This window comes from Variovorax sp. 01N425, from assembly GCF_056399465.1.
Genome location: NZ_JBFTRJ010000009.1, coordinates 12,632 through 32,200 on the forward strand (window position 1 = coordinate 12,632; position 19,569 = coordinate 32,200).

18 protein-coding genes are annotated in these 19,569 nt (G+C 65.1%); 15 read left to right on the top strand and 3 right to left on the bottom strand.

The features are described from left to right. The first annotated feature begins 24 nt into the window (after positions 1-24). The gene (locus AC1DSC_RS17220; RefSeq protein WP_412512528.1) at positions 25-1,539 is read left to right on the top strand and encodes a PepSY domain-containing protein; all 1,515 of its coding nucleotides are present in this window, start codon (positions 25-27) and stop codon (positions 1,537-1,539) included. A 200-nt stretch (positions 1,540-1,739) separates the two neighbouring features. On the opposite strand, the gene AC1DSC_RS17225 is transcribed toward AC1DSC_RS17220, so the two are convergent. Both AC1DSC_RS17225 and AC1DSC_RS17230 read right to left on the bottom strand, forming a co-directional pair. Then, the gene (locus tag AC1DSC_RS17225) at positions 1,740-2,807 is read right to left on the bottom strand and encodes a molybdopterin-dependent oxidoreductase (RefSeq protein ID WP_412512527.1); all 1,068 of its coding nucleotides are present in this window, start codon (positions 2,805-2,807) and stop codon (positions 1,740-1,742) included. Beyond that, positions 2,800-3,840 (bottom strand): carbon-nitrogen hydrolase family protein, encoded by a 1,041-nt coding sequence (locus AC1DSC_RS17230; RefSeq protein ID WP_436288319.1) that lies wholly within the window; start codon positions 3,838-3,840, stop codon positions 2,800-2,802. The genes AC1DSC_RS17225 and AC1DSC_RS17230 overlap by 8 nt, the downstream gene beginning before the upstream one ends. A 222-nt stretch (positions 3,841-4,062) precedes the next feature. Between AC1DSC_RS17230 and AC1DSC_RS17235 the strand changes: the two genes are divergently transcribed. From AC1DSC_RS17235 to AC1DSC_RS17295, 13 genes are all read left to right on the top strand, one after another. Then, positions 4,063-5,421: a CmpA/NrtA family ABC transporter substrate-binding protein gene (locus AC1DSC_RS17235; protein WP_412512525.1), complete on the top strand. Its 1,359-nt coding sequence runs from the start codon at positions 4,063-4,065 to the stop codon at positions 5,419-5,421. Positions 5,422-5,423: 2 nt separating this feature from the next. Continuing rightward, positions 5,424-6,275: a nitrate ABC transporter permease gene (gene ntrB / locus AC1DSC_RS17240; protein ID WP_412512524.1), complete on the top strand. Its 852-nt coding sequence runs from the start codon at positions 5,424-5,426 to the stop codon at positions 6,273-6,275. Positions 6,276-6,286: 11 nt separating this feature from the next. After that, complete coding sequence (locus AC1DSC_RS17245) at positions 6,287-7,129, top strand: ABC transporter ATP-binding protein (protein WP_412512591.1); 843 nt, start codon at positions 6,287-6,289, stop codon at positions 7,127-7,129. A 167-nt stretch (positions 7,130-7,296) separates the two neighbouring features. Then, positions 7,297-8,238: a LysR family transcriptional regulator gene (locus AC1DSC_RS17250; RefSeq protein ID WP_412512523.1), complete on the top strand. Its 942-nt coding sequence runs from the start codon at positions 7,297-7,299 to the stop codon at positions 8,236-8,238. Between the two features lie 133 nt (positions 8,239-8,371). Continuing rightward, positions 8,372-9,553, top strand: a complete 1,182-nt coding sequence (locus AC1DSC_RS17255) for a PLP-dependent transferase (RefSeq protein ID WP_412512522.1) — start codon at positions 8,372-8,374, stop codon at positions 9,551-9,553. Between the two features lie 57 nt (positions 9,554-9,610). Beyond that, positions 9,611-10,525 carry a LysR family transcriptional regulator gene (locus AC1DSC_RS17260; protein WP_412512521.1) on the top strand — a complete coding sequence of 305 codons (915 nt, stop codon included), beginning with the start codon at positions 9,611-9,613 and terminating at the stop codon, positions 10,523-10,525. Between the two features lie 97 nt (positions 10,526-10,622). Beyond that, entirely contained in the window at positions 10,623-11,639 is a 1,017-nt protein-coding gene (locus AC1DSC_RS17265) for an ornithine cyclodeaminase family protein (protein WP_412512520.1), read from the top strand. Between the two features lie 26 nt (positions 11,640-11,665). Next, positions 11,666-12,685 (top strand): dihydrodipicolinate synthase family protein, encoded by a 1,020-nt coding sequence (locus AC1DSC_RS17270; protein ID WP_412512519.1) that lies wholly within the window; start codon positions 11,666-11,668, stop codon positions 12,683-12,685. An 11-nt stretch (positions 12,686-12,696) separates the two neighbouring features. Then, the gene (locus AC1DSC_RS17275) at positions 12,697-14,172 is read left to right on the top strand and encodes an NAD-dependent succinate-semialdehyde dehydrogenase (RefSeq protein ID WP_412512518.1); all 1,476 of its coding nucleotides are present in this window, start codon (positions 12,697-12,699) and stop codon (positions 14,170-14,172) included. Positions 14,173-14,200: 28 nt separating this feature from the next. Further along, positions 14,201-15,169 carry a Bug family tripartite tricarboxylate transporter substrate binding protein gene (locus AC1DSC_RS17280; protein WP_412512517.1) on the top strand — a complete coding sequence of 323 codons (969 nt, stop codon included), beginning with the start codon at positions 14,201-14,203 and terminating at the stop codon, positions 15,167-15,169. 10 nt (positions 15,170-15,179) lie between these two features. Continuing rightward, positions 15,180-15,761, top strand: a complete 582-nt coding sequence (locus AC1DSC_RS17285) for a cupin domain-containing protein (protein WP_412512516.1) — start codon at positions 15,180-15,182, stop codon at positions 15,759-15,761. Positions 15,762-15,765: 4 nt separating this feature from the next. Continuing rightward, entirely contained in the window at positions 15,766-16,755 is a 990-nt protein-coding gene (locus AC1DSC_RS17290) for a fumarylacetoacetate hydrolase family protein (RefSeq protein WP_412512515.1), read from the top strand. Between the two features lie 8 nt (positions 16,756-16,763). Next, on the top strand, positions 16,764-17,705 hold the full coding sequence (locus AC1DSC_RS17295; protein WP_412512514.1) for an NAD-dependent epimerase/dehydratase family protein: 942 nt from the start codon (positions 16,764-16,766) through the stop codon (positions 17,703-17,705). 42 nt (positions 17,706-17,747) lie between these two features. Here AC1DSC_RS17295 and AC1DSC_RS17300 read toward each other — a convergent pair whose 3' ends face one another. After that, entirely contained in the window at positions 17,748-18,431 is a 684-nt protein-coding gene (locus AC1DSC_RS17300; RefSeq protein WP_412512513.1) for a FadR/GntR family transcriptional regulator, read from the bottom strand. Between the two features lie 205 nt (positions 18,432-18,636). Here AC1DSC_RS17300 and AC1DSC_RS17305 point away from each other — a divergent pair, with 205 nt between their 5' ends. Then, positions 18,637-19,518, top strand: coding sequence for a fumarylacetoacetate hydrolase family protein (locus AC1DSC_RS17305; RefSeq protein ID WP_436288320.1), 882 nt, complete (start codon positions 18,637-18,639; stop codon positions 19,516-19,518). Positions 19,519-19,569 lie beyond the last annotated feature (51 nt).

A 19,569-nucleotide genomic window follows, 5' to 3' on the forward strand; every position in this document is an offset into this window, starting at 1 on the left:
GCGCCATGGGCTGGTGGCACGGGTATGAAGCGCGCACTGATCTTCATCCACAAGTGGCTCGGCATCTCTTTGGCCTTGCTGTTCCTGATGTGGTTCGTCACAGGGATCGTGCTGTACTACGTGCCATTCCCGAACCTCTCGCAGGCCGAGCGGCGCGCGGGGTTGCAGCCTCTGGCGCTCGGCGCCGGTTGCTGCCTGACCGCCGAAGAGGCTGCCAGGCGGGCCGGCGTGAGCTTCACCGAGGCACGCCTGGGCATGGCCGACCCGGGAGCGCCGGTCTGGCGACTGCTGGTCGACCCCGGGCACGCGAAGGCTGCGCAGTGGCAAGCCCTCGATGCCCGCACCGGCACCGCGAGGGCCTCGCTCGGCGCCGTGCAGGCCATGAAGGTGGCCGAGTCCTTCAGCGGCCGGCGCGCGCTTTCAGCCGAAGCGCTCGAGCGTGACCAATGGACGGTTCCGCAAGGCTTCGATCCCTACCGTCCGCTCTTCAAGGTCAGCCTGGAAGGCGACGACGGTCTCGAACTGTACGTCTCGCGCACCGCCGCCGAAGTGGTGCGCGACACCCGCCGCAGCGAGCGGTTCTGGAACTGGATCGGGGCGGTCCCGCACTGGATCTATCCGACCGTGCTCCGGCAGTTTCCGCAAGCGTGGAACCAGGTGGTCGTCTGGCTGGCGATTCCTGGCGTGGTGCTGGCCGCGACCGGACTGGCGCTGGGCATCTGGCAGCTGTTCCTGAACCGAACGCGCTGGATTCCCTATCGCAAGGCCTGGATGCGTTGGCATCACATCGCGGGCCTGGTCGCCGCGGTGTTTACGCTCACCTGGATCTTCTCGGGCCTGATGTCGATGAATCCCTATGGCGTGTTCTCGTCACGCGGGCTATCAGCTGCCGAGCGCGAGCGCTGGCTCGGCGCCGACCGGGGTGCCGTCGTGACGCCGCAGCTTGCACTGGCTGCAGTCGCGACCCGGGAGGCCGGTGCGCAGGCGTTGGAACTCGAGCGGCTTCGAATCGACGGGCAAGTCTGGTACCGCATCCAGGGCACGCACCGGCGGTGGTGGGTGCGCGCGGACGACGCGAGCGCCGTATCGACATTGGATCCGGCGCTGCCGGATGCGCTGATGGCGGGCGTCCTGCGGCATCTGCGCGGCGTAGACGGGCCTGCGTCAAGCGTCGTGCGGATCGATCGCTATGACAATGTCTACTACGCGAAGAATCCGGCCTCGGCGGAGGCGCTGGACACCCGGCCGCTGCCCGTCTGGCGCGCCCATTGGCACGACGGCACGGACCTGTATGTCGACGCCGCCTCGGGCAAGGTGCTGTTGCGAGTCGACCCGTCAGTGCGTTGGCAACGGCTTCTTTACCAAGGATTGCACAGTCTCGACTTCGAACCGCTGCGCGAACGGCCCTGGTTGCGCGAAGCCCTGGTGCTGATTCTTTCCCAGCTCGGGACGGCCCTGTGCATCACATCGTGCGTCATTGGATGGCGCGCGCTGTCGCCCAAGAGGGAAAGCGGACGACGCAAGGGAATCGCTCGTTAACGAGGAGACACGTTTCGTGGCCAAATATCGTGCTGCCGCCGCCAAGCCTTTGCTGTGATTGCCGTCCGTCACGCTGATCACCGTAAAGACCTCAAACAACGACTTATAGAAACAGCTCTACCCCCGGTCCCATTACTTCGCGGGAAAGCATGAGGATCTTAGACATTTCACGATCGCAGCCGCGGCGAAGGAAGACTTGGTCACGCTGTTTTGGAGCCCGGTAGAGGACGGTCAATCTGGACCGAATGGGCTTCGTTTCGTGTCCCGCTCAATGGCTGAATAGATCCATTGGCGTCCCGTGCTCTCGCGATGATGCTCACCAGGCCCGGCGTCCGCGCCAGTGCAAGCGTCGCCGCGAACTGCTGCCATTCGAATTCTTGGCGGGGCCGGACCTCAGCCTCTTGCCAGGTTGCCCCGCCATCAGCGCTGAGCGCCACGCCACCGATGCCGTTGTTGCTCCAGGCCCAGCCCTTGACTTCCACATCAACCGCATCCGTGGAGAGGGTGTCGCCGTGCACCGGATGGGTGATCATCGAATTGGGTTCGACAGCCCACACCGGCTCTCGATCGACTTTGCCTTCATGCTCGCTGTCGCGGTTGTACCAAAGGGTCGTGAAGGGGGAGTTCGCACGCCCGTCTTGGACCGACAGCCGACAGAGCCACTTTGTCATGTTGGTGCCGAACCAACCTGGAACCACCAGGCGAACAGGCCCACCCCGCTCGCGGGTCAGGGGTGCGCCATTCATCTCGTAAGCCACGAGCACTTCGCGCGAAAGCGCTTTCGAGATCGGCAGATCCTTGCGGTACCGGTTCATCGTGCGGCCGCCGAACTCGCCGCTGTCCAAACCGTCCGACCAGACATGGGTGGCACCCGTCTCGAGCTGGGCATGCTCGAGCAGCACAGCCAGCGGCACACCGGTCCATCGGACGTTGCCGACGCGCCAGAGGTTGCCGTCGGCCGGTACCAGGGGGCTGCCGAAGCATTCGTGGAAAGCCGTGACGGAGACAGAAGGCAGCCGCCTGAGACCGTCCAGCCCGATCGAAAAAGGCCTGCGGACGAGCCCGTCCACTTGCAGCCGCCAGCGCTTGGCGTCGACTTCGACGGAGCCCATGTGGATGGTCTCGAAGAGCTGCGCATCGGCGGTGACGAAGTCGCGCAGCCCTGCAGGGGCGGGTGGCGGCTTCAGATGGAATCCGGGAGACCGGCCAATGATGACTGATCGCTCCGCGCCTTCAGGCAGCGGTGGCAGGAAATCGGAGCTACTCATCCAGCACCCCGGCAATCATCTCATCGTCGAGCAGCCGCGGAAACTGCGGATCGGATGGCCCTGACCAGGCAACCGGCTCGTGGCGGCGGCGTTCGACACCCAGAGAGAAGACGTCGAATCGGTTGTAGTAGCCCACCACGTCATGGAACTGCTTTGGCTCGATGCACTTGTTCAGGTCGAACTCGGCATAGGCGATCCCTTCCTCGTTCTGGAGCGTGTCGCCGATCTGCGTGCCGGTGGGGTCCACGAACATCGATGCGGCGCGCGGCGTGCCGTCGACCACTTCTGCCACGGTGGGATCGCGATCCACCAGAAAGTCACGCATCGCCTTGTCCATGAAGCTCGCGCAGACGATTCCGAACGCCTTGGCTTCGAACGAATGGGCGGACGCCCGGATGCGGTTTGCCGCAACGTTGTCGAAGTTTCCACCTCCCGTTGGCTTGCGCGTGGGCCACATCGGCGGCCAGCTGGAGACATGGATCTGCTCCGCCTGCGCCATGAGCGAGAAGCGTGCGAGCGGGTTGGTGTTCTCGCCGCAGATCAGTCCGCCGATGCGCCCGAAGCGGGTCTCGGCGACGCGAAGCCCCTGTCCGTCTCCGGCCGCCCAGACCAGCTTCTCGTAGAAGGTCGGCACCAGCTTGCGATGATGGTTGAGCAACTCGCCCGTTTCGCCGATCAGGATGTTCGAGTTCCAGATGCAGCCGGCGCTGACGGTGCTGCGTTCGCTGATGCCCATCGACACGCACACGCCAAAGCGCTTGGCGGCCGCGGCAATCAAGGCCACCTCGGGCCCCGGCACGTAGACGCTGTTCTCGACCATGGCCTCGAACAGATCGTGGTTGTAGATGGGCGCCCACAGTGCCGCCCACACCGGGAACGCCGGGATATACGTCTCCGGAAACGCGATCACCTGCGCGCCATGGAGGGCTGCTTCCTTGATGATGGACACGGCCTTTTCGGTCGTGGCGGTCTTGTCGAGCAGTACTGGCGCTGCGTGGGCGGCGGCAACCTTCACCCGGGGCAATGAACTCATGTCAGGTACTCGCTGTGCGTTGCTGAGGCCCACAGGATAGTTGCCGGTACAGCCGCACAGATGCTCGAAAAACGCAACAAGAGGTGCGTTTTTGCGACCTCCACGGGGCCATGCAGGATCTGTGCACAGCGGGTTGTGAATTTCCCGGCGGCTATTTGCACGGAACATGCTCACCATTGCCATGTCGCGGACCTGATCCGTTCAACCCACCCTGGAGGGCCCATGGACCCATCACATGAGTATGTTCGCCTTTCCCGCACCGGCCTCTGCGCATGTGGCAGTACCCACGGTGACGATGAGGAGTGCCTCGCGGAGAAGCCTGCGAACGCCGGCGATGCGCTGGCCGGCGCCATGGCCCAGGGCATGCTGCACGGCCTCTTTCCCGAGCGCGGCCTGCGGCGGGCATTCGTCAAGACGCTGGGGAGGGCAGGGGCGCTGGCCGCGCTCACGACACTCACGCCCCTGACCCAGCTTGCCGCCGTCGCGCAGGAGCGCAACAGCAAGGGCGCGCCGGAGAAAAAGCGGCTCGCTGTCGGCTTCCTGCCCATCACCTGCGCGACGCCGCTGATCTATGCGGAGCAACTCGGACTCTTTCCGCGCGAGGGGCTGGAACTGAGCCTGCAGAAGATCGCCGGCATCGCGCTGATCCGCGACAAGATGGTCAACGGCGAACTGGACATCTCCCAACAGGTGATGCCCGTTGCGCTGGCCATGTCGGCCGGCATCGGCGGCGCCCCCATTCCCACCCGTGTGATGACGGTGCTCAACCAGAACGGCAATTCGCTGGTTCTTGCGATGAAACACAAGGACAACCGTGACCCGAAGAACTGGAAGGGCTTCAGGTTCGCGGTGCCGTTCGAGCAGTCCCATCAGATGCTGCAGCTACGCCACTATCTCGCATCGGCAGGGCTGGACGCGGACCGGGACGTCTCCTACCGCGTCGTTCCTCCGTCCGAGTACGTTTCCAACCTTCGGGTGGGCAACATCGACGGCTTCTTCGGCGGCGAACCCGGCGGGCAACGGGCCGTGTACGAGGGGGCGGGTTTCATTCACCTGGTCTCCAGCGAGATCTGGCCGGAGCATCCTTGCTGTTCGGTCACGGCAACCGAGGCCTGGATCAAGGCCCATCCGAACAGCTTCATGGCCGCCTACCGCGCGATCATCGCGGCGAGCCTGCATGTGTCAGAGCCCGCCAATCGCGCGGGAATGGCCAAGATCCTTGCTCAGCCGCAGTATCTCAATCAGCCCGAAACGGTCGTGGACCAAGTCCTCACCGGCCGGTATGCCGACGGACTTGGCAACGTGAAGACGCTGCAGCGCCGCATCGACTTCCAGCCCTTTCCTCACTACTCGAGCGCGGTGTGGCTTCTGACCCAGATGCGCAGATGGAACATGATCAAGGAGGACCTGGACTACAAGGGTCTCGCCCGGCAGGTCATGCTGGCCACCGATGCAAAGCGTCTCATCGAAGAGCGCGGCGGCAGGGCACCGGAGGTCGGATTCCGCAAGGAAACCATCCTGGGCAAGAGCTTCGACTCCGATCGTCCCGCCGACTATCTGAAGTCGCTGGGCAAGGCGTGATCATGCAGGGCGCGATCTCGACCTCACGCTCCTGGCTGGCCACCTTGGTCATCGGCTTGCTCTTGCTGGCCGTCTGGCAGGCACTCGCCTCCAGCGGTGGCGGCAGCGCGCCGGCGGAGCTTTCAGACTACGAAAAGCTGATGGGCAAGAGCCCCGGTGTCTCCGTGGAGCGCTCGGCCATTCCGACGCCCGTCGACGTGTTCAAGCGCGCGGGCGAATTGTTTGCGGATCCGTTCCGTCGCAACGGCGAGAACGACCTGGGCATTGCCTGGCACTTGCTCGACTCGCTCAGGCGTGTGTTCAGCGGCTACGCCCTGGCCGTGCTGGTCGGCGTTCCCCTGGGCTTCTTGCTGGGACTGGTGCCATGGCTGGGCCAGGCGCTGAATCCCTTCATCCAGCTGCTGCGGCCCGTCTCCCCGATGGCCTGGATGCCGCTTGCGCTCTACACGCTGAAGGACAGCGGCGCCTCGGCGATCTTCATCATCTTCATCTGTTCGATCTGGCCCATCCTGATCAATACCCTGTACAGCACCGCGAGCGTGCGCCAGGACTGGACCAATGTCGGCCGCGTGATCGGACTCACGCCACTGGAGAGCGCGCGCAAGATCGTCTTTCCGGCGGCGGTTCCCATGATTCTCACGGGCATGCGCATCTCGATCGGCATCGCCTGGCTGGTGATCGTGGCGGCCGAAATGGTCGTGGGCCAGAGCGGGATCGGCTTCTTCGTGTGGAACGAATGGAACAACCTGCAGATCTCCAGCATCATCGTCGCCATCGTGATGATCGGTGTCGTCGGCCTGGTGCTCGACCAGTTGCTGGGCGCATTGATGAAGCAGCTGAGCTTCCGTGAATGAACGGGCAGACGATGCTGCGGCCAACTTTCTCAACCGTTTCGACTGCCTCGACCGCAACGCCCGGGTTCCTGCGCGTTTGCGGTGTGCGGCAGACCTTCAGCACGCCCAAGGGCGAATTTCCTGCGCTCAGCGAGATCAACCTGGAGATTCGAAGAGGCGAATTCGTTGCATTGATCGGCCACTCCGGCTGCGGAAAATCCACGCTGCTCAATCTGCTCGCCGGGCTGGCATCGCCGACCGCGGGAACCGTCTCGTGCGACGGGGAGGTCATCCGGGGACCGGGCCCGCGGCGCGCGATGGTTTTCCAGAATCATTCGCTCCTCCCGTGGCTCAGCTGCTTCGATAATGTGCGCATGGCCGTGCGCAGCGTGTTTCGGGCCGAGTCTGGGTCCGCGATCGACCGTCGCACCGAGGCGGCGCTCGAGATGGTCGGCCTGGCGCAGGCTGCCCACAAGAAGCCCAGCGAAATTTCCGGCGGCATGAAGCAGCGCGTCGGTATTGCCAGGGCGCTGTCGATGGAACCGCAGGTCCTGCTGATGGACGAACCCTTCGGTGCGCTCGACGCGCTCACGCGCGCCAAGTTGCAGGACGAACTGCTCGGCATCGTCGAGAAAACCGAAAGCACCGTCGTCATGGTCACGCACGACGTGGACGAGGCAGTGCTCCTTGCGGACCGCATCGTCATGATGACAAATGGTCCCGCGGCCCGGATCGGGGAGATCCTGGACGTGCCGATTGGGCGTCCGCGCGATCGCGTCAGCCTGGCGACCGATTCGACCTATGCGGAGTGCAGGCGCGCACTGATGGACTTCCTGTACCGGCGCCAGGCGCATGTCGAGCAGCCCACGGGCTGAGTTCACCTTGGCGATCTTTCACGCCACTCTGCCCGGACTGGGAAGCGGCCATGTTCGGCTGTGCTTTCCCTTGTATTGCGCATCTCGATGTGAAATGCTATCCAAAAACCGACGGCCGGCCGGGCCGATGGAGCAGGACTGCATACGACAACGCACGAGAAGGCTGCATGACGACCAAGAAGGTACCCCTTGCCAACCTCGATTGGGACGACGTGCGCCTGTTCCTGCATATCAACCGCACCGGAAGTCTTTCCCAGGCGGCCAGGCAGCTTCACATCGATCATTCGACGGTCAGCCGACGGCTCTCGCAGTTGGAGCTGTGCCTGGGCGGCCCGCTTTTCGAACGTCACCGCACCGGACTCAAACCGACCGAACTGGCGCATGTCCTCGCACTGCAGGCCGAGAACATGGAGCGGGCCGTGTTGTCGCTGCAAGAGGAACTCGGCGGAACCGACAGGGAGCCTTCAGGCAGCGTGCGTATGGCCATGATGGAAGGGATTGGCACCACCTTCGTGGCTCGCCACCTCGAGCCGCTGCTGCGCACGTATCCCAAGCTGCGCGTGGAACTGGTGACGTCTTCGTCCATCGTCAACGTGAGCCGCAGGGAAGCCGACGTCTTCGTCAGCTTTTTCAAACCGATTGGCCAGGGGTTGGCGTGCGAGACAGCGGGCTCATTCGCGTTGTATTTGTATGGCTCGCCGAGTTATCTCGAGAAACACGGAGTGCCCGCGAGTCTGGCCGACCTGCCCAAGCACCAGTTCGTGGGATACCTGGACGACCTGATCCAGCTCGACGCGGTCCGCTGGCTCGATGAGCTGGTCGCAAGACCCTCGATGAGCTTCCAATCCAACAGCATGCTGGCGCAGATGGCCGCCGCGGCGTCCGGGCTCGGCCTGGTGCTGCTGCCCAAGTTCTCCGTGGTGAAGGAGGACACGCTGGTGCCGGTGCTTGCCAACACGGCGAAGGTGATGCGGACGCTCTGGGTGAGCGTGCACCATGACCTCCAATACTCGGCCCGCATCCGCGCTGTCACCGAATACCTTCATCGGCTCTTCGAGTCGAAGCAGGAATGGCTCAACGGCCCTGCCGACGCGCAGCCGCGCAGCTAGCCGATATGCATACATGAGGACGCCTTGCCGCATCGGCGCAACCCGATGTGCGGTTTTGCCCGGGGCGCCATTGCGGCAGCCGACCCGCGTTCCGATACATTGAAGCTTCTGATCCTGCAGAAGAACTCTCGTCATGTCTCAAGACATCAGCACCCAACTGATTCACCACGCCTACGTTCCGCCGCCCGGCTACCAGGCGGTTCCCCCGGGCGTGTTCAAGGGATCGACGGTCTTGTTCCCGAACACGGCAACGGTGCGCGAGCGTGCCAAGGCATTCGGCCACCGTGACGGGTACAGCTACGGCCTCTATGGCACGCCGACCACATACACGCTCGAACAGCGCCTGTGTACGCTCGAAGGCGGTCGGCACTGCCTGCTCTGCCCGAGCGGGCAGGCGGCCATCGCCACGGTCAACATCGGATTGCTGTCGAGCGGTGACGAGGTGCTTCTGCCAACCAATGTCTATGGCCCCTCGCTGCGCCATGCACGCACGACGCTCTCGCAACTGGGCATCACCCATCAGTGCTACGACCCCCTGGATGTCGCCGATCTGCAGGCCAAGCTCAGCGGGCGTACCAAGCTGGTCTGGGTCGAAGCGCCGGGATCGATCACGATGGAATTTCCGGACCTTCGCACACTGGTGGCAACGGCCAAGAGCGCGGGCGCGATCGTGGCGCTCGACAACACCTGGGGGGCGGGCATTGCATTCGCGCCGTTCGAGATGGGCGTGGACATCAGCGTTCACGCGCTGACAAAGTACCCTTCAGGCGGTGCCGATGTCCTGATGGGCTCGATCATCACTAACGACGACAAGCTGCATGACAAGTTCCGCGTCGCCTACCTGGACCTCGGCATGGGCGTGGGCGCGAATGATGCGGAACTGGTGCTGCGGGGCTTGGCATCCATCAAGGCCCGCTACGACCTGCACGACGCCACGGCCCGAGCGCTCGCCTCCTGGCTGCCCGGACAGGACGGCATCAGCAGGGTCCTGCACCCCGCTCTGGAATCCTGTCCTGGGCACGAGCACTGGGCAACGCACTGCAGCGCCGCCGCCGGACTCTTCTCGGTGCTCATCGACGAATCCCGCACCCACGCGCAGGTCGATGCCTTCTGTGACCGTCTTCAATTGTTCGGAATCGGTCTCTCCTGGGGCGGTCCCATGAGTCTGGTCATGCCCTACGACATGCAAAGCATCCGCGGCGGCAAGCAGAGCTATGGCGGGCATCTGCTGCGGTTCTCGATCGGCTTGGAGAGCGTTGAGGATCTGCGAGAAGATCTGGCACAAGCGTTGTCCGAGGCGTTGGCTGCTGCATAGGCAGATTCCCAAAGCCCAGCGGTGCAAGATCGTGGTTGCCCCATGCACAATGCCTGAGTGCAGAACATCCTGGACCCCAAATGGCAACTGTTCGTGAAAGTTGCGGACGCCGGCAGCGTCTCCGGCGCGGCGCTCGCGCTCGACATGCAGCAGTCGGTGGTAAGCCGGCACATCACGCGCTTGGAGCAGGAGTCCGGGACGCGCCTGTTCCGCCGGACGGGCCGCGGCGTCGTTCTGACTGAATTCGGGCAACAGGTCTACCCGCGGGTGATGGCGTTGATCCGCGATGCGGAGCAACTGGCCGATGACATGCGTACGAACAGCGGAACGCCGGTGGGCGACGTGCGCTTCGGCCTGCTGCCGTCTACGGTGGCGGTGCTGGCCGGCCCCTTGTTCTCGGCCGTCCGCAAGGCCTGGCCTCAGGTCCGATTGCATCTCACCGAAGGATCGAGCGCTCAACTCGAGGAATGGCTGACCCAGGGCCGCCTCGACCTTGCCTTGCTGCTGCGGGAAGAAGACACAGCCGCGCCGGAGGAAACCGTGCTCACGCGTCTGCCGCTGTATCTGGTGGTGCCGGCCAAGGACCCGCTGGCGGGGCGAAAGACGATCGACTTCGATGATGTCGCGGGCTTGCCGTTGGTGCTGCCGAGCGAGCCGCACCCGCTGCGCGCACGCCTCGCGATGCTCGCGCGGCAGAAGGGGCTGACGCTCACGCAGGTGCTGGAGGCCGATTCGATCCGGCTGCAGCATGAGATCACGGCCAGTGGCGGCGGATACGCGATCACGGCCGGCACGCTGACGGCCAATGAGGCGCGCCGGCTCGCGGCCGTCCGCATCGTCCGTCCAGCGCTGTCGCGCGCGGTCGTGCTCGGGGTCACCCAACACCGTGCCCATACCAAAGCAACCTGGGAAGTCATGCGCCTGCTGAAGTCCATGGCGCCAGCCATGCTCAAGTCGGCAAGGCAGAGCTAGCGGGCTATCCCGAATCGGGAAAGCTGCTTTGGCCTCCGACGGGTCGCCAGGGGGAGGGACGCTGCCTACGATCGTGCCCATTACAGGAGACATCGCCTTGGGCACCCTCAATTCCGCGGCCGCCATAGCGTTGCCGCCGACCCTTTTTCTCACAGACGTGGACGTGGCCCGGCTGACGGACTGGCAGGCCGCCTTCGACGCCCTGCGCAGCGCCTACGCCAGCCCGATCGCCGCCGCCATGGTGCCGCCGCGTTCCATGGCCCGCGGTGACGGCACCTGGCTGCGCGGGCTCACGGCCGTGTCGCCAAGCGGCAGGCACATGGGCTGCAAGCTGATCTCCGCCAGCATGAAGGCGCGCCGTGCCAGCTACCTCGTCTCACTTTTCGAACAGGAAACGATGGGCCTGGCCGCGCTGATCGACGGCAATCGCATCACGGGCATCCGCACCGCAGCCACCGCCGCGGTCGCGGTAGACGCTGCAGCGCCGCGCAAACCGCTGAGTGTGGCCGTGATCGGCTCCGGCTTCGAGGCGAAGGGGCTCCTCGCGGCCCTGGCCGCCGTACGGGACATCGCGCGCGTTCGCATCTTCAGCCCGACACCAGCGAACCGGGAGAAGTTTGCGTCGACGGTCCGCGAAGAGCACGGCCTCGACATCGGGGCCGCTGCGTCGGCGTCCGCAGCGATCGAGGGCACGGATGTCGTGCTCTGCGCTGCGCGCAGCCGCGACGAGTCGCCCGTGATCCGCGGTGAATGGCTGGCCCCCGGCATGACCGTGGTGTCGATCGGCTCCACGCTGCCCGAGCAGCGCGAGGTCGATGAGCAGACCATCGCCCGTGCGTCCCTGATCGTCGCCGACATGCCCGAAGAGGTCGCTCATGACACGGGTGACATGCTGGCGGCGACCCGAGCCGGTGTCGACTTCGCCGGCAAGCTGGTGTCGCTCGCCGACCTGGTGGGAGGCAAGGCCATGCGAAAGCCGGACGACATCGTTCTCTACAAGTCCGTCGGCTCCGCGCTGCAGGACGTCATCACCGCCGAGATGCTGTTGGCCCGCGCCCGGGCCATGGGGATCGGTACCGAGATGGCCCACAGCATCGTGCCGGTCGCCAAGTAAGCCAACCAATCAACCCAAGGAATACCATGCCTACCTATCAACGCAAGGACGCTCGCGCCTGGGCGCGCGAACACCTCGTCGGCTGCTCCGCCGTCACCATTCCCAGCTACTCCGCAGACCTGAGCAAGCTGAACGAAAAGGGCATCCGCCACGACATCGCGCTTGCCAAGGAATTGGGCTACAGCTACACGCTTCTTTGCGCCGAGGTGGCAATCACGCCCGAAGAGAATGCGCAGTTCACCGCATGGGCGCGCGACACGGCGGGCAGCGACATGGGTCTCTTTTTCCATGCGGCTTTCGGCACCCTCGCCGAAAACATCCAGGCCGTGAAACTGGCGGAGAAGGCCGGCGCGGACATCGTGCTGCTGTCCTATCCCCCGCAGTTCTGGCCGACGACCGAGCAGGAGATCTACGACTACACCAAGCAGTTCTGCGACGCGACGCAGCTGGCCGTGATGCTGTTCCCGATTCCGCTGTGGGGCTTCGAGCGCGTCCATCCGGCGGGCATGTCGGTCGAGCTGGTGCGCCGCCTGCTGAAGGACTGTCCCAACATCGTGGCGATCAAGTCGGAGCAGGGATTTCCGCTGCCCGCGGGCCTGTGCGAGATGTACCACCACTTCCGCGACGACGTGGTGATCAGCTGCCCCATCGAAGGCGATGCCATCCCGCTCATGAGCGTGATGAAGCTGCAGTTCTCCGGCACCAGCAACACGCAATGGATGAGCACCTACTACCCGCGCGCCTTCGATCTGGCGAGAAGCGGCGAGTGGGAGTCCGCGATGGAGCTGTATTGGAAGGTCAACCCGGCGCGCAGCGCCAACGGCGCCGCCGCACAGAGCTACGCCGGCGGCACCGGCGTGTTGAACCGGACGATGTGGAAGTACCAGGACTGGCTGGCAGGCTTCAACGGCGGGCCTCTGCGTGCGCCAGCCATGCGTGTGCCGGACCGCCTCATGAAGATGCTGCGCCAGGGGTTGGTGGCATCCGGCCTGCCGGTCACCAAGGACCCGGACAGCGCCTACATGGTTGGCCGCAACCCGTGCTGAAAGAAGGCAGCATGCGACACCTCCTCGAGGACCCGGAACTCTTCCGCACCGCTGCCCATGTGGGCGGCGAGTGGATCGGCGCCACACCGCACGGCACCTACACGCTGCGCAATCCGGCCGACAACGCCGTCCTGGCCGAGCTTCCCCGCTTCAGGGAGGCGGAGACCGCCAACGCGATCGAAGTTGCCCACGCGGCTTTCCTGTCCTGGCGCAAGACCACGGCCAGGCACCGTTCGGAAGTGCTGCGCCGCTGGTACGAGCTGATGATCCGGCACCGCGACGATCTTGCAACGCTGATCACGCTGGAAGAGGGCAAGCCGCTTGCCGAAGCGAAGGTGGAGATCGACTACGCGGCCTCCTTCCTGCAATGGTTCTCCGAGGAAGCCAGGCGGGTGCGCGGTGATGTGATCCCGGCACCGAAGGACACCCAGCGCATCGTGGTGCTGAAGGAGCCGATCGGGGTCTGCGCGGCTATCACGCCCTGGAATTTCCCTGCGGCAATGATCACGCGCAAGGCCGGCCCGGCGCTGGCCGCGGGCTGCAGCATGGTCGTGAAGCCCGCCAGCCAGACGCCGCTCACGGCGCTGGCGCTCGCCGACCTGGCGCAGCGCGCCGGCGTGCCGCCGGGCGTGTTCAATGTGGTCACGGGCAATGACACGCGTGCCATCGGTCGCACGCTCACCAGCCATCCCCTCGTGCGCAAGATCACCTTCACGGGCTCGACGGAAGTCGGCCGCCTGCTGCTCGCGCAGGCCGCGGCAACGGTCAAGAAGTGCTCCATGGAGCTCGGCGGCAATGCGCCGTTCATCGTCTTCGACGATGCGGATCTCGATGCGGCTGCCGACGGCGTCGTTGCCGCGAAATTCCGCAACACCGGCCAGGCCTGCATCAGCGCCAACCGGGTGCTGGTCCAGGCGGGCGTGTACGACGCCTTCGCTGCCAAGCTCGCGGAGCGCGTGGCCAAGCTCCGTGTGGGAAACGGCCTGGAAGCGGGCGTGCAGCTGGGACCGCTGATCGACGACGCGGCCGTGGCCAAGGTCGAGGAGCACATCGCCGACGCGATTGCCAATGGCGCCACCGTCCTGCACGGCGGCAAGCGCCACGCGCTGGGCGGCCGCTTCCATGAGCCGACGATCATCGTGGGAGCGAGGTCAGGGATGGCCGTGGCTCGCGAGGAAACCTTCGGGCCCGTTGCACCGCTGTTCCGCTTCGAGAATGACGAAGAGGCTTTCGACCTCGCGAATGCCACCGAACTCGGCTTGGCCGCCTACCTGTACAGCCGCGACGCGGCCCGCATCTGGCGCGCGTCCGCTGCGATCGAGTCGGGAATGATCGGCATCAACTGCGGCCTGATCTCGAACGAGGTGGCGCCCTTCGGCGGGGTAAAGCAGAGCGGGCTCGGCCGCGAGGGCTCGCACCACGGCATCGAGGAATTCCTCGAGATCAAGTACCTTTGCTGGGACGGGCTGGCGCCCGCCTTCGGTTGACGCCTTCCAGAAAAACCAGGAGACAGAAATGAAGCAACAGCGTCGCCCCGCGTGGATCTACTTGCTTTTTGCCGCGATTGCCATGCTTGCCACGACCAGCACGGCCCATGCACAGCCGAACGTGACCAAGATGGTCGTGCCCTTTCCCGCCGGCGGCGTCACCGACCAGGTGGCGCGCATCATGGCGGAGCACATGGGCCGGCAGCTCGGCCAAGTCATCATCATCGACAACAGGCCCGGCGCCGGCAGCCGGCTGGGTGTCGAGGCCGTCATCAAGTCGCCCGGCGACGGCACGACGCTGCTGTTCACCAACTCGAGCTACAGCATCCTCCCGGTCGTCGATCCGAAGATTTCCTTCGATCCCGCGAAGGCGCTGGCGCCGGTCAGCATGACCGCCACCTATGGCCTGCAGATCGTCGCGAAGAAGGACATCCCCGCGAACACGCTGGCCGAGTTCATCGCGTACGCGAAAAAGAATCCCGGGAAGCTCAGCTATGGCAGCGCCGGCATGGGCAGCGGCGCGCATTTTGCCGGCGAGTATTTCAGGTCGCTGACCGGAACTTTCCTCGTGCACATTCCCTATCGCTCCACGTCAGGCGCGTTGAACGATGTCACGGGTGGGCAGCTGGACCTGGCGTTCGATGCCTCGGCCAAGCCGCTGGTCGATGCGGGGCACATCAAGCTGCTGGCGGTCACCAGCAAGCAGCGGGATCCGCGCTTTCCCGGCACGCAGACGGCAGCAGAGGCCGGCGTGAAGGCCTTCGTACTCGAATCCTGGGTCGGCGTGCTGGCCCCGGCAACGACGCCGCAGCCCTTGCTCGAGAAGCTGAACAAGGCAGCGGGCGCGGCTTTGGCCGACCCTGCGGTGCAAAAACGGTTCGCGGAACTCGGGCTGCGGCCCGAGGGCGGAACCTCCGCCCGCCTTGCCGATGCGATACGCGACGACCTCGTGCTCTATCGCGGCATCGCCAAAGAGTCCAAGCTCCAATTCGAATAGGAGGAACACCATGAACTTTCCATCCATCCATCGCGTGGTCACCGGCCACGACGCGCAAGGCAATGCCGTGATCACCAGCAATGGACCGCTGCCGGTCGTGGCGCAGCTCAAGGCCATCCCGGGCACCGTCTTCTACGAGGTGTGGGCGACCACGGGCACGCCGGTGCGCGTCGACAACGGCCCGGACCCGACCACCGGACCGCTGACGCTGCCACCGCCGTCGCATGGCACGCGCTTCCGGTTCGTCGACATTCCGCCGGACAGCGAGGAGCTGTTCAGTCGCAGCGCCGAGCAGTTGCGCGCGGGTTTCAGCGAGATCGGGGACATGGCGGCTTCCACCGCGGACCGGGGCGCGCCGCACCCGCTGATGCACCGCACGGAGAGCGTCGACTACGGTGTCGTGATGGAGGGCGAGATCACGCTGGTGCTGGACCAGGGCGAGGTGCAACTGCGCGCCGGCAGCGTCGTCGTGCAGCGCGGCACCAACCATGCGTGGGCCAACCGCTCCGGTAAGCCATGCCGGATGCTCTTCGTCCTGGTCGACGGCACATACGATCCGGCCATCGGCCAGGCGCTGGCCGCGCGGGGCTGAGGCGATGAAACTCGCATCCCTGAAGGGCGGCAAGGACGGCGGCCTCGTCGTGGTGTCGCGCGACCTGCAGCGATCAGTGAGCGCGCAGGCGATCGCGCCGACCCTGCTCAACGCACTGGAACGCTGGGGCGAGTGCGAGCCGCGACTTCAGCAACTCTATGCCCGGCTCAATGCGGGGCAGGTGGAGGGCGAATTTGCGTTCGATCCGCGCCAGGCTGCCGCGCCGCTGCCGAGGGCGCCGCAATGGTGCGACGGCTCCGCCTTCCTGAACCACGGCCGCCTGATGGAGACGGCGTTCAACCTCGCGCCGATCCCCGACATGGAGACGATCCCGTTGATCTACCAGGGCGGATCCGACGACTTCCTGGGACCCACCGACGACGTTTCGCTGCCGGACGAGGCGCATGGCATCGATTTCGAGGGCGAGTACGGCGTGATGCTGCGCGAGGTGCCGCTCGGCGCTTCGCCGCAACTAGCACAGGGGTGCATCGCGCTGCTGGTGCAGATCAACGACGTGAGCCTGCGTGCCTTCGGCCCGCGCGAGATAAAGACCGGCTTCGGATTTTTTCAGGCCAAGCCGTCCTCCAGTTTTGCGCCGGTGGCGGTGACCCCGGACGAGATCGGCGAGCATTGGCGGGATGCGCGCGTGCACCTGGACCTCCACGTCGAATGCAACGGCGCGTGGTTCGGCAACCCGAACGGCGGCGAGATGAACTTCGGCTTCGACGAGCTGATCGCGCATGCGGCCGCGACGCGCCGTCTGTCCGCCGGCACGATCATCGGCAGCGGCACGGTCTCCAACGCGGGAGGGCAGAAGGGCTCGGCCTGCATCGCGGAGCGCCGTGCCATCGAGGCCATCGAACACGGTGCACCGAAGACGCCATTCATGCGCTTCGGCGACCGCGTCCGCATGGAGGCGCGCCAGGACGGCGGACCGGTTTTCGGCGCCATCGACCAGCGCATCGTTCGCGCGCCCACGCCGCCGCAGGCGTGAGCGGAACCATGCGAGTCCTGATCACCGGCGGTGGCGGCTTCATCGGGGCCCACCTCGCCGACCTGCTGCGTGAGCGCGGCGAACTCGGCGGTCGGCGCATCGGAGCACTGGCGCTCGCCGACCAGGCCTTGCCGGAGACGGCAGGGGAGACCGCCATCCGCGGTGATCTCACGCAGCCTGCCGTGATGGCGAAGGTCGCAACGTTCCGGCCCGACGTGGTCTTTCACCTCGCGGCCGTCCCTGGAGGTGCGTCCGAGGCCGACTACGCGCTCGGCCGACGGGTCAACCTCGACGCATCGCTTTCGTTGTTCGAGGCCTTGGCTGCGAGCGGCACCCGGCCCACGGTCGTGTATGCAAGCAGCATCGCGGTGTACGGCACCGACCTGCCGGACCTTGTCACGCCGAAGACGCCATTGCGACCTCCGCTCACCTACGGCGCACACAAGCAGGTGTGCGAGATCCTGCTGGCGGACTTCACGCGCCGCGGTCTTCTGGACGGCCGATCGGTCCGGCTCCCCGGCATCGTCGCCCGCGCGAAGCGCAGCGTGGGTCTCTCCTCCGCATTCATGAGCGACATCCTGCACGCGCTCAAGGCCGGCGAAACCTTCACCTGCCCCGTAGGTCCCGAGGCCACGGCGTGGTGGATGTCGGCGCAGCGCTGCGCCGAGAACCTGGTCCATGCGGCAGTCATGGATGCCTCGCGCGCCGACCTGGGGCGGGCTTGGCCGTTGCCCGTGCTGCGTCTCTCGATCGGGGACATCATCGATACGTGCTCGGCACGCTACGGCGAATCCCGTCGCGGTTTGGTGTCATTCCAGCCTCGCCCTGACGTGGAGGCGGTGTTCGGGCGCTATCCGCGCCTCGACGATGCATCGGCCCGCGCACTAGGATTGCGAGACGATGGCTCGGCGGATGACTTGGTGCGCCGCGCACTTGGTGAGATCAACTGATCCGAAGCGCCGCTCCAACGCGGGCCGAAAAGTCCGGCCCGGTTATGAGCCCAGCAGATTCCTCCGCACGTGCAATAGGTGATCCCGGACACATGCCGTCGCGCGCACCAGGTCTCGGTCGGTCAGGGCGCCCACGATTTGCCGGTGCTCAATTTGATAGGACAGGCGTCGCTCGGTGGAAAGGCTGTGGCGCTTCAGCGCCCCCCAATCGTCCTGTGCCCGCGCCTGGTTGATCAACTGGAAGATGTTGGTGACGAGGGAGTTGTGTGCGGCGAGGGCGATCGTTGCATGAAGCTGGCCATCCCAGATCTCGAATTCCTCCATGCTGGCGGCAGCCTCCGCCTTGTCGCAGCACTGCGCCATCTTCGCGAAGTCGTTCTGCGAGGCATTGCGGATGATCATTTCGACAATGCTCGGTTCGATCGCGAGCCTGGCCTCCATGAGTTCCGCCGGGCTGACCGATCCCGAGATGCTTGCCAAGCCCGATGGCGTTCCTTCCCCGAGGGTCGCAGGATCGAAGGCTTCGCTCACATAGGTTCCGCTTCCAACGGTTTGCGTGATGACACCTGCGACCTTGAACTGCGCCAGGACGCGCCGAACCGTCGAGCGGCCGATCCCGAAGGACTCGCTGAGTTGGCGCTCGGTGGCGATCCTGTGGCCTTGGCGCCATTCGCCGGTCTTGAGCTTGCCGAGGATTGCGTCCCTCAATACCGCCGCGTGGTCCATCGTCGTTCCTTGAATGGCCGAAATCATAGCAAAGCGTTGTCCGAGTCGGCTCAAGTTAAACCAATTAGGCCCAATTCTGAAGTCGCATATCAGCGAATAATTCCTTGAAAATGGCGGGACAAAGGAGAGCCTTCTCGCATCCAATTGGTTCTAGAATGAGCTCATAGGGCCAAATTGGGTTGGCTCTAGAACCAATTGGAGCGATATGAAAATCGGACGTGTTTCTCATCAGGGTCGGGTGCGCATGGTCCTGGTCGACGAGGCGGGCAGCAAGGTCACATTCGTCGGCGGCGTTTTTTCGAATCATCTGAACCCGGTGCAGGCCGTGATCGAGCGCCGGATCACAGCAGCGGAACTCGAGGCACTCAGGGATGGCGAGGCCAACTTCGTCGACGTCACCTTCCTGTCGCCGATTCCCGTTCCTGTGCGGAACATCTTCGCGGTAGGCAAGAACTACATCGAGCACGCCGCCGAGTTCGACAAGAGCGGATTCAATGCCACCAGTGGCGCTGCCGCGGTCCCGGCCTTTCCGCAGATCTTCACCAAGGCCACGACCTCGCTCGCCGGTCCCACCGACGACATCCGTTTCGACCCGGCCCACACCTCGTCGGTCGACTACGAAGGCGAAATCGGCGTGGTGATCGGAGCAGAGTGCCGCAACGTCGCCCCGGCCGATGCGCTCGGCAAGGTCTTTGGTTTCATCGCGCTCAACGACGTGACGGCACGTGACCTGCAGAAGAACCACGCGCAATGGTTCCTGGGCAAGTCGCTCGACACCTTTTGTCCCGTGGGTCCATGGATTGCGACATCGGACGAGTCGCCCGCCGCTTCGCTCAAGGTCCAGACATGGGTGAATGGCGAACTGCGCCAGAACGGCGTGCTGACGGACCTCATCTTCGACGTTCCGACCTTGATCGCCACGCTGTCGAAGGCAATGACATTGCTGCCAGGCGACATCATCGCGACCGGCACGCCCGTCGGTGTCGGTGTCGGCCATACGCCCCCCAAGTTCCTGCAGGACGGCGACCTCGTTCGCGTCGCGGTGACGGGACTCGGCGAACTGAACAACCGCGTTCGCACCAGGTGACTGCGGCGCAGCCCTGCGCGTCCGACAAATAGACCAACAACGGAGACAACT